The 17,742-nt window shown below is 55.8% G+C and carries 19 protein-coding genes; 14 read left to right on the forward strand and 5 right to left on the reverse strand.

All coding sequences use genetic code 11. The features are described from left to right. Positions 1-53: 53 nt before the first annotated feature. Positions 54-1,382, reverse strand: a complete 1,329-nt coding sequence (gene srmB, locus ACVKSX_RS21195; RefSeq protein ID WP_010257676.1) for an ATP-dependent RNA helicase SrmB — start codon at positions 1,380-1,382, stop codon at positions 54-56. Positions 1,383-1,547: 165 nt separating this feature from the next. On the opposite strand from srmB, the gene trmN reads away from it, so the two are divergent. Continuing rightward, positions 1,548-2,297: a tRNA(1)(Val) (adenine(37)-N(6))-methyltransferase TrmN gene (gene trmN, locus ACVKSX_RS21200; protein ID WP_010257673.1), complete on the forward strand. Its 750-nt coding sequence runs from the start codon at positions 1,548-1,550 to the stop codon at positions 2,295-2,297. Here trmN and nadB read toward each other — a convergent pair. Then, complete coding sequence (gene nadB / locus ACVKSX_RS21205) at positions 2,282-3,901, reverse strand: L-aspartate oxidase (protein ID WP_010671303.1); 1,620 nt, start codon at positions 3,899-3,901, stop codon at positions 2,282-2,284. The two genes, trmN and nadB, sit on opposite strands and share 16 nt — an antisense overlap. A 414-nt stretch (positions 3,902-4,315) precedes the next feature. Between nadB and rpoE the strand changes: the two genes are divergently transcribed. The 11 genes from rpoE (at position 4,316) to acpS (ending at position 13,770) form a co-directional block, all read left to right on the forward strand. Then, a complete protein-coding gene (gene rpoE, locus ACVKSX_RS21210) occupies positions 4,316-4,894 on the forward strand; it encodes an RNA polymerase sigma factor RpoE (protein ID WP_010257669.1) in 579 nt (192 codons plus the stop codon). 27 nt (positions 4,895-4,921) lie between these two features. Beyond that, positions 4,922-5,575, forward strand: a complete 654-nt coding sequence (gene rseA, locus ACVKSX_RS21215) for an anti-sigma-E factor RseA (protein WP_307379008.1) — start codon at positions 4,922-4,924, stop codon at positions 5,573-5,575. Further along, positions 5,575-6,531, forward strand: a complete 957-nt coding sequence (gene rseB, locus ACVKSX_RS21220) for a sigma-E factor regulatory protein RseB (RefSeq protein ID WP_010257666.1) — start codon at positions 5,575-5,577, stop codon at positions 6,529-6,531. Before rseA ends, rseB begins: the two co-directional genes overlap by 1 nt. After that, positions 6,528-6,992: a SoxR-reducing system protein RseC gene (gene rseC / locus ACVKSX_RS21225; protein ID WP_010257664.1), complete on the forward strand. Its 465-nt coding sequence runs from the start codon at positions 6,528-6,530 to the stop codon at positions 6,990-6,992. Before rseB ends, rseC begins: the two co-directional genes overlap by 4 nt. 218 nt (positions 6,993-7,210) lie before the next feature. After that, entirely contained in the window at positions 7,211-9,010 is a 1,800-nt protein-coding gene (lepA, locus tag ACVKSX_RS21230) for a translation elongation factor 4 (RefSeq protein ID WP_010257661.1), read from the forward strand. 9 nt (positions 9,011-9,019) lie between these two features. Continuing rightward, positions 9,020-9,994: a signal peptidase I gene (gene lepB / locus ACVKSX_RS21235; RefSeq protein WP_010257658.1), complete on the forward strand. Its 975-nt coding sequence runs from the start codon at positions 9,020-9,022 to the stop codon at positions 9,992-9,994. Positions 9,995-10,125: 131 nt separating this feature from the next. Further along, positions 10,126-10,806 (forward strand): ribonuclease III, encoded by a 681-nt coding sequence (gene rnc, locus ACVKSX_RS21240; RefSeq protein ID WP_010257656.1) that lies wholly within the window; start codon positions 10,126-10,128, stop codon positions 10,804-10,806. Positions 10,807-10,947: 141 nt separating this feature from the next. Next, positions 10,948-11,853, forward strand: a complete 906-nt coding sequence (era, locus tag ACVKSX_RS21245) for a GTPase Era (RefSeq protein WP_010257653.1) — start codon at positions 10,948-10,950, stop codon at positions 11,851-11,853. Positions 11,854-11,857: 4 nt separating this feature from the next. Next, complete coding sequence (gene recO, locus ACVKSX_RS21250; protein WP_010257651.1) at positions 11,858-12,586, forward strand: DNA repair protein RecO; 729 nt, start codon at positions 11,858-11,860, stop codon at positions 12,584-12,586. Positions 12,587-12,658: 72 nt separating this feature from the next. Next, on the forward strand, positions 12,659-13,390 hold the full coding sequence (gene pdxJ, locus ACVKSX_RS21255) for a pyridoxine 5'-phosphate synthase (RefSeq protein ID WP_010257647.1): 732 nt from the start codon (positions 12,659-12,661) through the stop codon (positions 13,388-13,390). Then, the gene (gene acpS / locus ACVKSX_RS21260) at positions 13,390-13,770 is read left to right on the forward strand and encodes a holo-ACP synthase (RefSeq protein WP_010257645.1); all 381 of its coding nucleotides are present in this window, start codon (positions 13,390-13,392) and stop codon (positions 13,768-13,770) included. Before pdxJ ends, acpS begins: the two co-directional genes overlap by 1 nt. Here acpS and ACVKSX_RS21265 read toward each other — a convergent pair. Together ACVKSX_RS21265 and ACVKSX_RS21270 are read right to left on the reverse strand one after the other, a co-directional pair. Further along, entirely contained in the window at positions 13,767-14,015 is a 249-nt protein-coding gene (locus ACVKSX_RS21265) for a YfhL family 4Fe-4S dicluster ferredoxin (RefSeq protein WP_010671305.1), read from the reverse strand. The genes acpS and ACVKSX_RS21265 overlap by 4 nt on opposite strands. Before the next feature lie 55 nt (positions 14,016-14,070). Further along, on the reverse strand, positions 14,071-14,910 hold the full coding sequence (locus tag ACVKSX_RS21270) for a MurR/RpiR family transcriptional regulator (protein WP_010257643.1): 840 nt from the start codon (positions 14,908-14,910) through the stop codon (positions 14,071-14,073). A 154-nt stretch (positions 14,911-15,064) separates the two neighbouring features. Here ACVKSX_RS21270 and yfhb point away from each other — a divergent pair, with 154 nt between their 5' ends. Together yfhb and tadA are read left to right on the forward strand one after the other, a co-directional pair. Continuing rightward, positions 15,065-15,703, forward strand: coding sequence for a phosphatidylglycerophosphatase C (yfhb, locus tag ACVKSX_RS21275; RefSeq protein WP_010257641.1), 639 nt, complete (start codon positions 15,065-15,067; stop codon positions 15,701-15,703). A gap of 63 nt (positions 15,704-15,766) precedes the next feature. After that, a complete protein-coding gene (gene tadA, locus ACVKSX_RS21280) occupies positions 15,767-16,258 on the forward strand; it encodes a tRNA adenosine(34) deaminase TadA (RefSeq protein ID WP_073970918.1) in 492 nt (163 codons plus the stop codon). On the opposite strand, the gene mltF is transcribed toward tadA, so the two are convergent. Continuing rightward, positions 16,255-17,721 (reverse strand): membrane-bound lytic murein transglycosylase MltF, encoded by a 1,467-nt coding sequence (mltF, locus tag ACVKSX_RS21285; RefSeq protein ID WP_033758659.1) that lies wholly within the window; start codon positions 17,719-17,721, stop codon positions 16,255-16,257. The genes tadA and mltF overlap by 4 nt on opposite strands. Positions 17,722-17,742: the final 21 nt, after the last annotated feature.

Raw genomic sequence — 17,742 nt, forward strand, 5'->3', positions numbered from 1 at the left:
TCAGATAAAAAAAATCGCCTCCTGTGAGGCGATTTTTTTATGGCTGCGATGATTTATTCCGCATTCTCGTTAGCTGGCGTACTGCCGCTTGCCTTGCGGCGTTTGCCGACATTTTTGGCATCACGATGGCGTTTTTTCACTCGCGGTTTTTCTGTTTCACTGGCTTTCTGCTCTGCACGCTTCGCCAGAACCTTTTTCGACGGTTTGCCGGTCGTTTTGGCACTTGGCGCCCGCGTCTCAGGACGCAGCTCATCAATCACGCGCGCTTTGATCGGCTCGTTCACATAGCGGGTGATTTTGCCCAGCAGCACGAAATCGTGCGCTTCAACCAGTGAGATGGCGATGCCTTTACGGCCCGCACGACCGGTACGCCCGATGCGGTGCAGATAGGTATCAGCGGTGCGCGTCATGTCATAGTTGAAGACGTGACTGACATCTTCAACGTCAATGCCGCGCGCGGCGATATCCGTCGCAACCAGCACGTTAACGCGGCCTTCACTCAGACGTTTAATCGCTTCGTTACGCTTTGCCTGCACCATTTCGCCTTCAAGATAGCTGCTACGAATCCCCGCTTCGTGCAGCCAGCTCACCAGCTCATGCAGACGTTCACGCTTACGCACGAAGACGATGCTGCGCGTCACATCCGGCTGTTTCAGCAGATGGATCAGTAATTTGGTCTTGTGCTGCAGATCGTCAGCGCGGTAGTACCACTGCTGGATCTTTTTGCGCTCACGGCGGCTTGGGTCCGCTTCCAGCTCAACCGGATCGTTCAGCAGACGCTCGGCGAAGTCACGGATATTGTCGCCTTCCAGCGTGGCAGAGAACAGCAGAGTTTGCTTGCGCCAGCGCGTTTCAGCCGCGATGGTTTCGATATCCTGGGCAAAGCCCATATCGAGCATGCGGTCCGCTTCATCCAGCACCAGGGTTTCTACTGCGCGGCAGTCAAAGTTCTCTTCTTTGATGTACTGCAGCAGACGGCCGGTGGTGGCGACCACGATGTCCTGGTTTTCGCTGAACACTTCGGCATGGTTCATATAAGCCACGCCGCCAGTGATGGTGGCGATGTCCAGATGGGTATGTTTCGCCAGCTCACGCGCATGATCGGCGACCTGCATCGCCAGTTCGCGGGTCGGGGTCACAATCAGGATGCGTGGCGGGCCAGATTTCTTACGCGGAAAATCAAGGAGGTGCTGCAACGCCGGTAACAGATACGCGGCGGTTTTCCCGGTCCCTGTAGGTGCCGAACCCAGAACGTCACGGCCCTCCAGCGCGGGCGGAATTGCAGCAGCCTGGATCACTGTTGGGCGCGTAAAGCCTTTTTCCTGCAACGCTTGTAGCAGGCTTTCGTCGAGTTCGAGTTCGGAAAATGTGGTTACTGTCATGGTCTACCTCAGTTTGGGGCGCTGATTATAGACAGATCAGACTGAATCTTCATCTGTTAATCCGTTTCGGCTGCGCCTGGGGTTGTCTGCCGCGTGAATTCCCTCTGTTGTCACGTTACACTCATGCGCTGCCGTACGGCAGGAAAAAAACGATGGTAGTGACGAATGATGCAGGATAAGCCGCGTGAACGGCCACAGTTAAACAAGAACGGTTTTACCTTTAAACAATTTTTTGTCGCGCACGATCGCTGTGCGATGAAAGTGGGCACCGATGCCATTCTGCTTGGGGCCTGGGCGCCGGTTGCCGGGGTAAAACGTATTCTGGATATTGGCAGCGGCAGCGGGCTTATCGCGCTGATGCTGGCGCAGCGTACGCCGTCGCCGGTCAACATCGATGCGGTTGAGTTAGAACCGCAAGCCGCGCTTCAGGCGCAGGAGAATGTGCAGCAGTCGCCGTGGCCTGAACGTATTCAGGTTCATCAGCGTGATATCGCCGACTGGGCTGAACAGTGCGACAAACGTTACTCGCTAATCGTCAGCAATCCGCCTTATTTTGCGCCTGGCGTGGCCTGTTCTACTGCGGCACGGGACAGCGCCCGTGCCACGGCCTCGCTCGATCATCAGACACTGTTACGCAGTGCTGCATTACTGATTGAAGAAGAGGGGATGTTCTGCGTGGTGCTGCCCACCGCGACCGGCCAGGAATTCATCGCCCTGGCGCAGGCGGATGGCTGGCATCTGCGTTTCCGGCTGGACGTGGCGGAATATGCCCATCGTCCGCCGCACCGCGTTCTGCTGGGGCTGTCGCCGCAGGCCGGTGAAACCCTGCTTGAGCGTCTCGCTATCCGCACGCCGGACACCCGCTATTCTGATGAGTGGTGTAGTCTGACGCGGGAGTTCTACCTTTTTATGTAGTCCGGCGGCGTCAGGATGGTTGGCCGCGCCTCGGGCAGTAAATCCGGGTAGTCGCGGATATAGTGCAGGCCGCGACTCTCTTTTCGCTCCAGCGCACAGCGCACCATCAGGTCAGCGACCTGCACCAGATTCCGTAGCTCCAGCAGATTATTGGAGAGGCGGAAATGACGATAATATTCATCGATCTCCTGCTGAAGCAGGTTGATGCGACGCAGCGCCCGCTCCAGCCGCCGGGTCGTGCGGACGATTCCCATGTAGTCCCACATGAATAACCGCAGCTCGTGCCAGTTATGCTGGATCACCACGCGCTCATCGGCGTCATCAACCTGACTTTCATCCCATGCGGGTAGCGCAGTAACGGCTTCAATGGCGGGCAGGGTGCGAATCAGCTCCTCTGCGGCGGACCAGCCATAAACCAGACACTCCAGCAGCGAATTGGATGCCATGCGGTTAGCGCCGTGCAGGCCGGTATAACTCACCTCACCGATGGCATAGAGGCCACTGACGTCGGTCTGGCCATGCTGATCGACGACCACGCCGCCACAGGTATAGTGCGCGGCAGGCACAATCGGGATGGGTTCTTTGGTGAGGTCAAAGCCAAAGGTCAGCAACTTCTCATAGATCATCGGGAAGTGCGCGCGAACAAACTCCTCAGGCTGGTGGCTGATGTCCAGATACATACAGTCAACGCCCAGCCGCTTCATCTCATGATCGATGGCCCGGGCGACGATATCGCGCGGGGCGAGTTCGGCACGCTCATCGAAATCGGGCATGAAACGGCTGCCATCGGGACGCAACAGCCAGGCACCTTCTCCGCGTAACGCTTCGGTTAACAGGAAATTCTGCGCCTGCGGATGAAACAGGCAGGTCGGGTGGAACTGGTTAAATTCCAGATTGGCAACCCGGCAGCCGGCACGCCAGGCCATCGCGATCCCGTCACCGGAGGCGATGTCGGGGTTAGTCGTATATTGATAGACCTTGGCGGCACCGCCAGTTGCAACCACCACGGCCCGTGCCCGACAGGTTTCCACCTGTTCGCGATTACGGTTCCAGATCCACGCGCCTACTACACGGCGTGGGCCTGGCAGGCCGATTTTATCTGAAAGAATCAGATCGACCGCGTTGGTGCGTTCCAGTATCCGGATATTGGGATGGCTCAACGCCTGGCTAACCAGCGTCGTTTCAACCGCATGGCCGGTGGCGTCAGCGCTGTGCAGGATACGGCGATGACTGTGGCCGCCTTCCCGCGTCAGGTGATAACGCATGTCGCCGGCCGCCTGCGGATCGAGATCAAAGGCGACACCGTTGTCGATCAGCCACTGCACGCAATGCCGGGCATTACTGGCGATAAACGAGACGGCTTCACGGTCGCATAATCCTGCTCCGGCAATCAGCGTATCTTCGATGTGTGACTCGATGCTGTCAGTCTCATCAAATACCGCAGCAATACCGCCCTGGGCGTAAAGGGTTGACCCCTCATTGACCTGCGCTTTACTGAGAACTGTCACCTGGTACTGTTTTGCCAGCCGTAACGCCAGCGACAGGCCAGCAGCACCGCTGCCCACAATGAGTACATCACACTGATAATCCGGGTTCGCATTCATCATAATGTTTAATTTACTAAACAAGAATAGGGCTGAGCATAAGCGCAATGGGGGTTGCTGTGAAGTATTTTAAACATCTGGCGCAGGTTTTTGTCTGATGATTTCCCAAAGTTACTTAATATCAGTGAGTTAAAACCGGACTGCTTTTGGCGCGGTTTTTTATAGCAAACTTATTAAACCTAAAGGATTTAATGATGAAAAAGCTGTTGTCATAGGTTACTCTGCCTGCGATTTACGCTCCTTACACTGAACGAAAACGAAGAACCTGTGTAATGTCCATCGGAGCGGTAAATATCAGGGCGAGAAGTGAACTTCGCACCACATCACAACTCTAAGCGCATGCTTGCTCAGAACCATGAGATGTGCTGGCAGTTACTTTATGCGTATGAAAAATTTGGGGAGACATTACCTCGGATGAGCGAGCAGTTGACGGACCAGGTCCTTGTCGAGCGCGTACAGAAGGGAGATCAAAAAGCTTTCAACTTACTGGTGATTCGTTACCAGCATAAAGTGGCGAGCCTGGTTTCACGCTATGTTCCCTCGGGCGACGTACCTGATGTAGTACAGGAATCGTTTATTAAAGCGTATCGCGCACTGGATTCATTCCGGGGCGATAGCGCGTTTTATACCTGGCTGTACCGCATTGCGGTAAATACAGCGAAAAATTACCTGGTTGCTCAGGGGCGTCGTCCGCCATCCAGCGATGTGGATGCTATTGACGCGGAAAATTTCGAAAGTGCGGGTGCATTAAAAGAAATTTCGAACCCTGAGAACTTAATGTTGTCAGAAGAATTGAAACAAATTGTCTTTCGTACCATCGAGGCGCTACCCGAGGACTTGCGTATGGCAATCACCCTCAGGGAACTGGACGGTCTGAGTTATGAAGAGATCGCCGTCATTATGGATTGCCCGGTAGGCACTGTTCGATCACGTATCTTTCGTGCGCGAGAGGCCATTGATAACAAAGTTCAACCGCTTATCCAACGTCAGTGATAACGGCTACTGGAAGGGTACATAGGCATGCAGAAAGAAAAACTTTCCGCTTTAATGGATGGTGAGACCTTAGATAACGAGCTGTTTTCCGCCTTGTCTAAGGACGCAGAATTACAGAAAAGCTGGGCAAGCTATCATCTCATTCGCGATACCATGCGCGGTGATGTGGGCGATGTCCTGCATTTTGATATTTCTGCGCGCGTCGCTGCTGCCATCGAAAAAGAACCGTTGCGTACGGTTACAACGCTGATCCCTGAAGCTCAGCCAGAACCTTCCCGCTGGGAAAAAATGCCGTTCTGGAAAAAAGCGCGCCCGTGGGCTGCGCAACTGACCCAGGTCGGTGTCGCTGCCTGTGTTTCACTGGCCGTGATCGTAGGCGTTCAGCACTATAACCAGCCTGAGGGCAGCGCCACGCAGACCTCTGACTCTCCGGTGTTCAATACGATGCCGATGATGGGCAAAGCGTCTCCGGTGAGCCTGGGCGTGCCGTCTGATGCATTTGACACCAACAGTTCTAACCAGCAGGTTCAGGACCAGCGTCGTCGCGTAAATGCCATGCTGCAGGATTACGAACTGCAACGTCGCCTGCACGCTGACCAGCTGCAGTTTGAAACCTCTGCGCCAAAACAGGCGCAGGTTGATGTTCCCGGAAATCAATCATTAGGACAGCAACAGCAGTAATGAAGCCGCTTTGGTATGCTGTTAGCCTGCTGACAGGCAGCCTGTTGTGGTCATCTGCCGCCCCGGCGCAACCTTCTGCGTCCGGGGCGCTATTGCAGCAGATGGAGCAGGCAAGTCAGAACCTCAACTACGAATTCGCCTATATCAACGTCTCCCGCATCGGCATCGAATCGCTGCGTTATCGTCATGCTGTAATCGATAACCGGATATTCGCGCAGCTGTTGCAGATGGACGGGCCACGTCGGGAAGTGATCCAGCGCGGCAACGATATCAGTTACTTCGAACCCGGCCTCGATCCCTTTTCGCTCCCCGGCAATCACATTATCGATGCTTTGCCGTCGGTGATTTTTGCTGACTTCACCAAGCTCGCCACAGCCTATGATTTTATTACCGTAGGCCGCTCGCGCATTGCCGATCAGATGTGTGATGTGTTGCGCATCGTGTCACGCGATGGCACCCGTTACAGCTATGTGGTCTGGCTGGATGTGGACACCAAGCTGCCGCTGCGCATCGACCTGCTCGATCGTGACGGCGAAACGCTGGAGCAGTTCCGCGTCATCAGCTTTGCGGTGGACGAAGGGGTGCGCAATCTGATGCAGGGGCTGGAGAAAGCCAATCTGCCACCGTCGCTTTCCGTGCCGAAAGGGGATGCGGTTACGCTCACCTGGCAGCCAGGCTGGATACCTGCCGGTATGTCGCTGGTGTCGCAGAATCGCCGCACGCTACCCGGTCTGAATAAAAATATGGAATCGAAGCTCTACAGCGATGGCCTGTTTAGTTTCGCTATCAACGTGACGCCGGCCGATAAAACCAGCACAACGCAGACATTGCGCACTGGGCGTCGTACGGTCCAGACCGTTGTGCGCAATAATAACGAAATAGCGGTGATCGGCGAATTACCGCCCTCGACCGCAAAACGTATTGCGGACAGCATCGACCTGGGGTCACAAAAATGATGAGAGAATGGGCCACCGTGGTGGCATGGCAGGATGGCATCGCCACGCTGCACACCGAAGCAAAAACCTCCTGCAACAGCTGCCAGGCGCGTAAAGGCTGTGGCAGCCATATGCTGAATAAACTCGGTCCGAAGAATGCCCACGTGATGCAAATCGCCAGCAGCAAGCCGCTGCAGCCGGGGCAGCGGATCGAACTCGGTATCAAAGAGAGCAGCCTGCTGGGTTCAGCGTTGCTGGTCTACATGACGCCGCTGTTTGGCCTGTTCCTTGTTTCCGGGCTGTTTCAGGCGCTGTTCAGCAGCGATCTGGCCGCCGCCTGCGGTGCGCTGCTGGGCGGTATCGGGGGTTTTATTGTCGCCAAAGGCGTTTCAATGAAATTCGGCGATCGGGAAGCCTTTCAGCCGGTCATTCTGAACATCGCCTTGCCTCCCGATGCGCTGCGTGTTGAAAGCGAAGCGTAACGCACGTCCAGGCCGCGCATCCCGCGGCCTTTGTCTGTTCTGCCTCGCGCAGATATCTGTTTCGCTTCCACCACGTTCCATTCTTTTATGCGCGGCGTTAACAGTGTAATATGCGTCGTCATTAATGAGGCTGACAGGATTGTGGGTAAAGAGCGATCTTCCTGAATGTGTCTGTGCTCAGGTTTTCAACTGAATTTTAAGCGAAGATATCCCAATAAATGAAGCACATAAGAAATTTCTCCATCATCGCTCATATCGACCATGGCAAATCTACGCTCTCTGACCGCCTGATTCAGATTTGCGGCGGCCTCACCGCTCGTGAAATGGCTGCGCAGGTTCTTGACTCTATGGATCTGGAGCGCGAGCGTGGCATCACCATCAAAGCACAGAGCGTCACACTCGATTACCACGCGAAAGACGGCCAAACTTACCAGCTCAATTTCATCGATACCCCAGGCCACGTAGACTTCTCTTATGAAGTTTCCCGCTCACTGGCCGCCTGCGAAGGTGCGCTGCTGGTGGTGGATGCCGGTCAGGGTGTTGAAGCGCAGACACTGGCGAACTGCTACACCGCGATGGAGATGGATCTGGAAGTGGTGCCGGTTCTGAACAAAATTGACCTGCCCGCTGCCGATCCCGATCGCGCCGCACAGGAAATTGAAGATATCGTCGGCATTGATGCAACTGACGCGGTGCGCTGCTCAGCCAAAACCGGCGTCGGCGTTCCGGAAGTGCTGGAACGCTTAGTGCGCGACATTCCGCCGCCAGAAGGCGATCCGGAAGCGCCGCTGCAGGCACTGATTATCGACTCCTGGTTCGATAACTACCTGGGTGTTGTTTCCCTGGTGCGCGTGAAAAACGGCACCATGCGCAAAGGCGACAAGATCAAAGTCCTGAGCACCGGCCAGGTTTATAACGCTGACCGCCTGGGTATCTTCACCCCGAAACGGGTTGATCGTAATGAGCTGAACTGCGGTGAAGTAGGCTGGCTGGTCTGCGCCATCAAAGATATCCTCGGCGCACCCGTGGGCGATACGCTGACTACCGCACGTAACCCGGCAGACAAAGCGCTGCCGGGCTTTAAAAAAGTGAAGCCACAGGTTTACGCTGGTCTGTTCCCAATCAGCTCTGACGACTATGAAGCGTTCCGTGATGCGCTCGGTAAGCTGAGCCTGAACGACGCCTCGCTGTTTTATGAGCCAGAAAGCTCAACGGCGCTGGGCTTTGGTTTCCGCTGCGGCTTCCTCGGTCTGCTGCACATGGAGATCATCCAGGAGCGTCTGGAGCGCGAATACGATCTCGATCTGATCACTACCGCACCGACGGTGGTGTATGAAGTCGTGACGACCAGCGGCGAAATCGTTCATGTCGACAGCCCATCCAAGCTGCCGGCACTGAACAATATCGAAGAGCTGCGTGAACCGATTGCCGAATGTCACATGCTGCTGCCACAGGAGTATCTGGGCAACGTCATCACGCTCTGTATTGAGAAGCGTGGCGTGCAGACCAACATGGTTTACCACGGCAATCAGGTGGCACTGACTTACGAAATTCCGATGGCTGAAGTGGTACTCGACTTCTTTGACCGTCTGAAATCAACTTCGCGCGGTTATGCCTCGCTGGATTACAACTTTAAACGTTTCCAGCCTTCAGACATGGTACGTGTTGACGTACTGATTAACTCTGAGCGTGTGGATGCGCTGGCGCTGATTACCCACCGTGACAACGCGCCTTATCGCGGACGCGATCTGGTTGAGAAAATGAAAGAGCTCATCCCGCGTCAGCAGTTTGATATTGCGATTCAGGCTGCAATCGGCAACCACATTATCGCGCGTTCAACGGTGAAACAGCTGCGTAAAAACGTTCTCGCCAAGTGTTATGGCGGTGACGTCAGCCGTAAGAAGAAACTGTTGCAGAAGCAGAAAGATGGTAAGAAGCGAATGAAGCAGGTTGGTAACGTTGAGCTGCCACAGGAAGCGTTTCTCGCCATTCTGCATGTCGGTAAGGACAGCAAATAAGGATTTCCAATGGCTAATATGTTCGCCCTGATTCTGGCGATAGCGACGCTGATTACTGGCATCGTATGGGTAATTGATCGTTTTAAATGGGCACCCGCGCGTCGCGCGAAACAGGCTGAGGCTCAGGCCCAGACCGGTAACGCGCTCGACAGCAAAACGCTGGCGAAGGTCGCTGCAAAGCCAGGCTGGGTTGAAACCACCGCATCCGTGTTCCCGGTGCTGGCCGTGGTTTTCATCGTGCGTTCGTTTATCTACGAACCGTTCCAGATTCCCTCTGGCTCGATGATGCCGACGCTGCTGATTGGTGACTTTATCCTGGTGGAGAAGTTTGCTTACGGCATCAAGGATCCGATCACCCAGACGACGCTGATCCCAACCGGTCAGCCGAAGCGCGGCGATATCGCGGTATTTAAATACCCGAAAGATCCGAGCCTGGATTACATTAAGCGCGTTATCGGCCTGCCGGGCGACAAAGTCATTTATGATCCTTACAGCAAAACGCTGACGGTGAAACCGACCTGCTCCGATGATAAAGCCTGTGACACAGCGTTAGCGGTAACTTACACCGACGTTGAGCCAAGCAACTTTGTTCAGACCTTTAGCGGCTTTGATGGCAACGAAACCGGCAACGGTTTTTATCAGGTGCCGCAGGGCGATACCCTGCGCGGTGGTTTGCGCCTGGGAACCCGCAAAGAGACAATTGGTAACGTGACGCATGACATTCTGCTGGTAAACGAAGCGCAGAGTCAGGCAGGCATGTATTATCAGCAGCCGGGTCAGCCGCAGGCGAGCTGGGTCGTGCCGAAAGGGCAATACTTCATGATGGGCGACAACCGTGATAACAGCGCCGACAGCCGCTACTGGGGCTTTGTCCCGGAGCGTAATCTGGTCGGTAAAGCGGTCGCTATCTGGATGAGCTTTGAGAAACAAGAAGGCCAGTGGCCAACCGGCGTGCGATTCAGTCGCATCGGTGGTATCCACTAACATTATTGTCTGATTAACAGGCAAATCGGGTGGCCTCCTCAGGGAGGCCACTGCACACCAAACGGAACGTGTTGGATTACCAGCCCCGTTTGGTATGCAGAGTCACAGACGCAACAAAGAACTGGAATCGCATGAACCCCATCCTGATTAACAAGCTTCAGCGCAAACTGGGCTACACTTTTACTCATTCGGAACTGTTACAGCAGGCCCTGACTCACCGCAGCGCCAGCAGTAAGCACAACGAACGCCTGGAATTTCTTGGCGATTCTATTCTTAGCTATGTGATTGCTAATGCCCTTTATCACCGCTTCCCGCGGGTTGATGAAGGTGACATGAGCCGCATGCGCGCCACGCTGGTGCGGGGCAATACGCTGGCTGAAATGGCACGCGAATTTGATCTTGGCGAGTGCCTGCGCCTGGGACCCGGTGAGCTGAAAAGCGGCGGTTTCCGTCGTGAATCGATCCTGGCGGATACGGTGGAAGCGCTGATTGGCGGTATCTTCCTCGACAGCAGTATTGAGCGGGTAGAGCAGCTGATCCTCGACTGGTATCAGACCCGCCTCGACGAAATCAGTCCTGGCGACAAACAAAAAGATCCGAAAACGCGCCTGCAGGAGTATCTGCAGGGACGTCATCTGCCACTGCCAAGCTATCTGGTGGTACAGGTACGTGGCGAAGCCCACGATCAGGAATTCACCATTCACTGTCAGGTGAGTGGCATGGCCGAGCCGGTTGTCGGCGTCGGCTCCAGCCGTCGTAAAGCTGAGCAGGCAGCGGCTGAACAGGCACTGATAAAATTAGGTCTTGAATAGATCTGTCGGGGTGACAGTGCCGGAACCGGCACTGACCATTAACCTGACACTCTATCCCGGCGTCAGAAGACGCTGAATGACACATGACTCAAATAGCACTCTTTCGGCGCCGCATCAGGCGCTGAACAATTCAGGACTCGAATGAGCGAAAACGTTACTTATTGCGGCTTTGTCGCGATTGTTGGCCGACCAAACGTCGGTAAATCCACCTTACTGAACCAGTTGCTGGGGCAGAAGGTGTCGATCACCTCGCGTAAGCCGCAAACCACGCGCCACCGCATCATGGGCATTCATACCGAAGGCGAATATCAGGCGATCTACGTCGATACTCCCGGTCTGCACATGGAAGAGAAGCGCGCCATTAACCGTCTGATGAACCGCGCAGCCAGCAGTTCCATTGGCGACGTTGAACTGGTGATCTTCGTGGTTGAAGGCACCCGCTGGACGCCCGATGATGAGATGGTGTTGGGCAAACTGCGCGACAATAAAGTGCCGGTGGTGCTGGCGATCAATAAGGTCGATAACATCCAGGATAAAAGCATTCTGCTGCCGCATCTGCAGTTCCTGAGCCAGCAGATGAACTTCCTCGATATCGTGCCTATTTCCGCTGAGAGCGGCAAAAACGTCGATACCATTGCGGCGATTACCCGCAAGCATCTGCCGCAGGCCGATCATCACTTCCCGGAAGATTACATCACCGACCGCTCACAGCGTTTCATGGCGTCAGAGATGATCCGTGAAAAACTGATGCGCTTCCTGGGTGCTGAACTGCCTTACTCCGTTACGGTTGAGATCGAGCGCTTCGTGACCAACGAACGTGGCGGTTACGACATTCACGGTCTGATTCTGGTTGAGCGCGAAGGGCAGAAGAAGATGGTGATTGGCAACAAAGGCGCCAAAATCAAAGTCATCGGAACAGAAGCGCGCAGAGACATGGAAGAGATGTTCGAAGCGAAAGTGCATCTCGAACTGTGGGTGAAAGTGAAATCCGGCTGGGCAGATGACGAACGTGCGCTGCGCAGCCTGGGTTATACAGACGATCTCTGATTCAATGGAAGGCTGGCAACGCGCCTTTGTGCTGCATAGTCGCCCCTTCAGCGAAACCAGTCTGCTGCTCGACCTGTTCAGCGAAAGCGAAGGGCGGGTGCGGGTTCTGGCCAAGGGCGCACGTTCGCGGCGCTCGCAGCTGAAGGGGGCGTTACAGCCTTTTACCCCGCTGCTGGTTCGCTGGAGCGGGCGCGGGGAAGTCAAAACCCTGCGCAATGCCGAAGCGGTGTCGCTGGCCTTACCGCTCAGCGGCATCACGCTCTACTGCGGTCTCTACGTCAATGAGCTGGTCTCTCGCGTATTGCAGCAGGAATTCCCCTTCTCAGAACTCTTCTTCGACTATCTCAACTGCCTTCAGGCATTAGCCTCAACGCACGGCAAGCCCGAACCGGCACTGCGACGTTTTGAACTGGCGCTGCTCGGTCACCTGGGTTATGGCGTCGATTTCCTGCACTGTGCCGGCAGCGGCGAGCCGGTCAGCGACAACATGACGTACAGCTACCGCGAAGAGCGCGGCTTTATTGCCAGCCTGGTGGTCAATCAGCGCAGCTTTACCGGCCGCGAGTTGCGCGCCCTGTGCGAGCGAGAGTTTCCCGATGCCGACACCCTGCGCGCCGCGAAGCGGTTTACCCGCATCGCCCTGAAGCCCTATCTTGGTGGCAAGCCGCTGAAGAGTCAGGAGCTGTTCCGCCAGTTTATCCCGAAGAAAAAGCCTGAACAGGCAGAAGAATAGCGCGGGTCGTACCGCCTGTTTCACTTTGCGCGGTACACTCAACATCACGATGAAAAAGAAGTGAGGACGGTCATGGCTGAGTTGCTGTTAGGCGTCAATATCGATCACATTGCCACGGTGCGTAACGCCCGTGGGACAAACTATCCCGATCCGGTGCAGGCGGCGTTTATCGCCGAGCAGGCGGGCGCAGACGGCATTACCGTGCACCTGCGCGAAGATCGCCGTCACATTACTGACCGCGACGTGCGTATCCTGCGTGACACCATCCAGACGCGGATGAATCTGGAGATGGCGGTCACCGATGAGATGATCGGCATCGCCTGTGATATCCAGCCCCATTTCTGCTGTCTGGTGCCGGAAAAGCGTCAGGAAGTGACCACTGAAGGCGGGCTGGATGTGGCGGGGCAGCAGGAGAAGATGAACGCGGCCGTACGACTGCTGAGTGACGCGGGCATTCTGGTTTCGCTGTTTATCGATGCCGATCACCGTCAGATTGAAGCGGCCGTGGCCAGCGGCGCGCCTTACATCGAAATCCATACCGGCGCTTACGCCGAAGCACCAGAGGGACTGGCGCGTGACGCGGAGCTGGCGCGTATCCGTCACGCCGCGACCTTTGCCGCCAGTCTGGGACTGAAGGTCAATGCCGGTCACGGTCTGACCTACCACAACGTGCTGCCGATTGCGGCGCTGCCGGAAATGCATGAGCTGAATATCGGCCATGCGATTATTGGTCGTGCGGTGATGAGTGGCCTGCCGGATGCGGTGAAAGAGATGAAGCAGCTGCTGCGTGAAGCCCGTCGCTGATGGCTATTCTGGGACTGGGTACGGACATCGTTGAGATTGAACGTATCGCCGGGGTGATAGAGCGCTCCGGCGACCGGCTGGCGCGGCGGGTGCTGAGCGAAGCCGAATGGCAACAGTATCAGGCGCACAAGCAGCCGGTGCGCTTTCTCTCTAAACGCTTTGCGGTAAAAGAGGCGGCAGCAAAAGCCTTTGGCACCGGCATTCGCGGTGGTCTGGCGTTTAATCAGTTTGAAGTTTATAACGATGCGCTGGGGAAACCGGGATTACGCTTCTTTCAGCATGCCGCTGAAGTGGCAGAGAGGCTGGGCGTTAAACACGTTCACGTGACGCTGGCCGATGAGCGTCACTACGCCTGCGCCACGGTGATCATTGAAAGCTAGCCGTGCAGCAGCACGAACTTCTCCCACAGCGCATCACGTGATTCGGTGTGCTGTGGGTCAATGATGATGGTGTTGTCGATGGGGCATACCTGCTGACAGGTTGGCGTCTCATAATGCCCGACGCATTCCGTGCAGCGGCTGACATCAATCTCATAGATCGCATCGCCCAGTGAAATGGCCTGGTTCGGGCACTCCGGTTCACACATATCGCAGTTAATGCATCTGGACGTAATCAACAGCGCCATTTTACCCACCTGATAACAACAGAAAAAGCGCGGGTATTATACGCGCTGCCGCTGATCAGACCAGCTTTTTCACCAGCGCTTCGCTGTGGCGAATATGACTGGACGCGCGTTCCGGATCGTTTTGCACCAGTGCCATAAACAGCAGATCGGTCAGTGCCAGCTGCGCCGTGGTCGAGGAGATGGCCGCGCTGCGGGTACTCTGCTCTTCCGCCACCGTATAGAGACAGTAACTGGCGCTCTGCTGCAGCGTATTCGGCGTAAAACCGGTAAACGCCACCACATCGGCGCCTACCTGAACCGCCTCCTGCGCGGCCAGATTGATCTCCCGCCGTTCACCGGTGTAAGAGATGGCGAGCAGCACATCGCCGGGCCCCATCGCCTGCACGCTGGCCAGCAGGGCGTGCATATCCTGCTCTGCCACCGCATTAATGCCGATCTTCATCAGCTTCCAGGAGAAGTCCTTCGCCACCAGACCCGAAGCGCCGATGCCTACCAGTAAAATACGCCGGGCATTTTTCAGCAGCTGTAACACATCGTTGAGCTTCTCTTCGCTGTTGATATCCAGCGTGGCGCGGATCGCCGAGAGTTTCTCTGTCAGCAGCTTCTCGCCCACCATTTTAAGGGGATCGTCGCTGAGGATATGGTTATGCACGGTAATGGCATCTTTGTCCGCCAGTGACTCACTCAGAGCCAGCTTAAGCGCCGGAAAGCCTTTGTATCCCAGTTTCTGAGCAAACTTCACCACGCTCGACTGGCTGACGCCAGACTCTTCCGCCAGCTTTTGCGAACTCAGGTGGCGCGCCCGATCGGGTTGCGACAGTAAAAAATCAGCCAGCCGACGCTCGTTCAATGCCAGACGTGGATAAAGCTGGCGAATGCGCAGCAATGAACTCATGCCCAATCCTCGTAATTCAGGGATAATCTGTGAAGAATAAACTATTCATCAGGCATTGTAGTCATCGGAATTAAAAATGACAGTCATCGCCGTAGCGCCTGATGATGGCTACACTACTCTTTATCATTCCAGAATCAGCCTGAAGGAGAGTTGTTTGACCAGGGGAACACAACGTCGCGTCGTATTTTTTGACCTGGATGGCACTTTGCACCAGCAGGACATGTTCGGCACTTTTATGCGCTATCTGCTGCGTCGCCGACCGCTTAATCTGCTGCTGGTGGTGCCGTTATTGCCGGTAGTGGGTATCGGCTTGCTGTTTAAAGGCCGTGCGGCACGCTGGCCCATGAGCCTGCTGCTCTGGTCTATTACTTTTGGCCGTTCTGAGCGGACGCTGCTGCAACTCGAAGCCGAATTTGCACAGTGGTTCCGCCTGCGCGTTAAAGCCTTTCCGGTGGTTCAGCAGCGTCTGACCGATTACCTCGGCAGTGATGATGCTGACGTCTGGCTCATCACCGGATCGCCACAGTCTCTGGTGGAGCAGGTCTATTACGACTCCGCGTTTCTGCCACGCGTGAAGCTGATTGCCAGTCAGATGCAGCGCGGCTGGGGCGGGCGGGTACTGGCAATGCGCTGCCTCGGCCATGAGAAAGTGGCACAGCTGGAAGAGAAAATCGGCACCCCGCTACAGCTCTACAGCGGCTATAGCGACAGCAAACAGGACAACCCGCTGCTGTTTTTCTGTCAGCATCGCTGGCGCGTAACACCCGCAGGTGAGCTGCAACAGCTGGAATAAGTTTCTAAAGGATCGGTGAGACCGCTATAATGCGCCGCTTTTCTGTCACCCGGAGTGGTCAGCATGAAACAACAAGATGAATACTGGATGCGCCATGCGCTTGACCTGGCGCGCCGGGCGTGGGAGCAGGGCGAAGTGCCGGTGGGTGCGGTGCTGGTTCAGAATGACCGGGTGATCGGTGAAGGCTGGAACCGGCCCATCGGCCAGCACGATCCGACGGCGCATGCGGAGATTATGGCGTTGCGGCAGGGCGGTAAAGTACTGGAAAATTATCGTCTGCTGGACACCACGCTCTACGTGACGCTGGAGCCGTGCGTGATGTGCGCCGGCGCCATGGTTCACAGCCGCATCAGCCGGCTGGTCTTCGGGGCGCACGATATCAAAAGTGGAGCGGCAGGATCGCTGCTCGATGTGCTGGGGCACCCCGGCATGAATCATCAGGTTGAATTACAGAGCGGCGTGCTGGCTGAAGAGTGTGCCGCAATGCTGAGCGACTTCTTCCGTATGCGTCGCGAGCAGAAAAAAGCGCTGCGTCAGGCGCAACGCCAGAATTAATTCATGGCGATCTTCGGTTCGACCGCCGGATAGCCTTTGGCCAGTTCGGCCTGTGCTTGTTGTGCTTCAGCCTGCTGCGCCAGGCGTTTTTCCTGCTCCTGCAGATAACCCACCAGGCTTAACTGATATTTGCGGATGTTCTCCACATAGTTATAGGCTTCATGCCCACGGGCATAGCCATAAGCCGTCTGGGTGTAGTAACGCTTCTGACTCAGCATGGGCAGACGCAGCTTCACATCCGCCCAGCTATCCGGATTACCTCCCTGGCGGGCAGTGAGTTTACGGACATCCAGCATATGGGCATAGCCCATGTTATAGGCCGCCAGCGCAAACCAGATGCGCTCATCTTCCGGGATGGTCTGCGGCACCTTCGCCATCATATCCTGCAGATACTGACTGCCGCCGCGAATGCTCTGTTCGGGATCGGTCCGGTCGCCCACATCCAGGCTCTCAGCGGTGTTACGGGTCAGCATCATCATGCCGCGCACGCCGGTAGGGGAGGTGGCCTGCGGGTTCCAGTGCGACTCCTGATAGGAGATCGCCGCCAGCAGTCGCCAGTCAATGCTGGTGGCGTACTTCTCAAACAGCGGTTTGATGTCAGGCAGTGTGTTGTCGATGGCGCGCAGGAAAGTGCGTGTATCGACATAATCAAAGGTGCCGACGTGGCCGAGATATTTCTCCTCCAGCCGCGCCATCGCCCCTTCTTCACCCATACCGTTAAAGAAGTCGAGCATCGCGGCATTCAGGCTGTCGTCATCGCTGTGCCGCACATACCAGGTGACCGGCTCTTCATCAGTGACGTCAAACGCCACCGCCAGCTGCGGATAGATGCGCTGCAACAGAGCGATGGTCACGGAGTCGCCAATCGTATAGTCGAGCTTGCCGTCTGCCACCGCTTCCAGCAGGGCTTTAGGACTTTGATCGGTGGAGATCGCCCAGTCCAGATCGGGGTACTGATTTGACCGCGCGCTCTTCAGCGTTGACAGATACGCCGATCCAGACGCAACAGTCAGCCGCCCCTTTAAGTCACCGAGGTTTTTAGGGCGTGGCTTATCCACGCGATAGACCAGCTGCTGCGAAACGTTGTAGTAGCCTGGCCCGGTCTGATAGCGGGTCAGGCGTTCGCTGTTGTAGTTCAGACCCGCGGCCAGCAAATCGGCTTTGCCATCATCTAAATCGTCAAACAGATCGCTCAGGTTGGGACGTACTGTCACCTTGAGTTTGACGCCCAGATAATCGGCGAAGCGTTTTGCCAGCTCATAATCCATACCGGCCGGAGATTGGTTCACTGTGTAGTAAGTCAACGGGGAATTGATGGTACTGACGCGCAGTACTCCCCGTGATTTAATCTGTGAAATCTGGTCCTGCCCACCCCCATACCAGGGAATGGATGGCCATAGCGCTAACGCTAACAGCACGGCAACCAGACCGATAAACAGATAATTAAATTTTAGGCGTTTCAAATAGTTATCTCTCGCTGGCTC

This window comes from Pantoea sp. PvP021, assembly GCF_054056055.1.

Bases quoted from the DNA above. Each gene is read 5' to 3' on its own strand.
- srmB (WP_010257676.1), bottom strand. From the start codon at position 1,382: ATGACAGTAACCACATTTTCCGAACTCGAACTCGACGAAAGCCTGCTA.
- nadB (WP_010671303.1), bottom strand. From the start codon at position 3,901: ATGAATGCGAACCCGGATTATCAGTGTGATGTACTCATTGTGGGCAGC.
- rnc (WP_010257656.1), top strand. From the start codon at position 10,126: ATGAACCCCATCCTGATTAACAAGCTTCAGCGCAAACTGGGCTACACT.
- rseB (WP_010257666.1), top strand. From the start codon at position 5,575: ATGAAGCCGCTTTGGTATGCTGTTAGCCTGCTGACAGGCAGCCTGTTG.
- tadA (WP_073970918.1), top strand. From the start codon at position 15,767: ATGAAACAACAAGATGAATACTGGATGCGCCATGCGCTTGACCTGGCG.
- rseA (WP_307379008.1), top strand. From the start codon at position 4,922: ATGCAGAAAGAAAAACTTTCCGCTTTAATGGATGGTGAGACCTTAGAT.
- ACVKSX_RS21270 (WP_010257643.1), bottom strand. From the start codon at position 14,910: ATGAGTTCATTGCTGCGCATTCGCCAGCTTTATCCACGTCTGGCATTG.
- acpS (WP_010257645.1), top strand. From the start codon at position 13,390: ATGGCTATTCTGGGACTGGGTACGGACATCGTTGAGATTGAACGTATC.
- ACVKSX_RS21265 (WP_010671305.1), bottom strand. From the start codon at position 14,015: ATGGCGCTGTTGATTACGTCCAGATGCATTAACTGCGATATGTGTGAA.
- rpoE (WP_010257669.1), top strand. From the start codon at position 4,316: ATGAGCGAGCAGTTGACGGACCAGGTCCTTGTCGAGCGCGTACAGAAG.
- lepB (WP_010257658.1), top strand. From the start codon at position 9,020: ATGGCTAATATGTTCGCCCTGATTCTGGCGATAGCGACGCTGATTACT.
- lepA (WP_010257661.1), top strand. From the start codon at position 7,211: ATGAAGCACATAAGAAATTTCTCCATCATCGCTCATATCGACCATGGC.
- rseC (WP_010257664.1), top strand. From the start codon at position 6,528: ATGATGAGAGAATGGGCCACCGTGGTGGCATGGCAGGATGGCATCGCC.
- pdxJ (WP_010257647.1), top strand. From the start codon at position 12,659: ATGGCTGAGTTGCTGTTAGGCGTCAATATCGATCACATTGCCACGGTG.
- recO (WP_010257651.1), top strand. From the start codon at position 11,858: ATGGAAGGCTGGCAACGCGCCTTTGTGCTGCATAGTCGCCCCTTCAGC.
- trmN (WP_010257673.1), top strand. From the start codon at position 1,548: ATGATGCAGGATAAGCCGCGTGAACGGCCACAGTTAAACAAGAACGGT.
- era (WP_010257653.1), top strand. From the start codon at position 10,948: ATGAGCGAAAACGTTACTTATTGCGGCTTTGTCGCGATTGTTGGCCGA.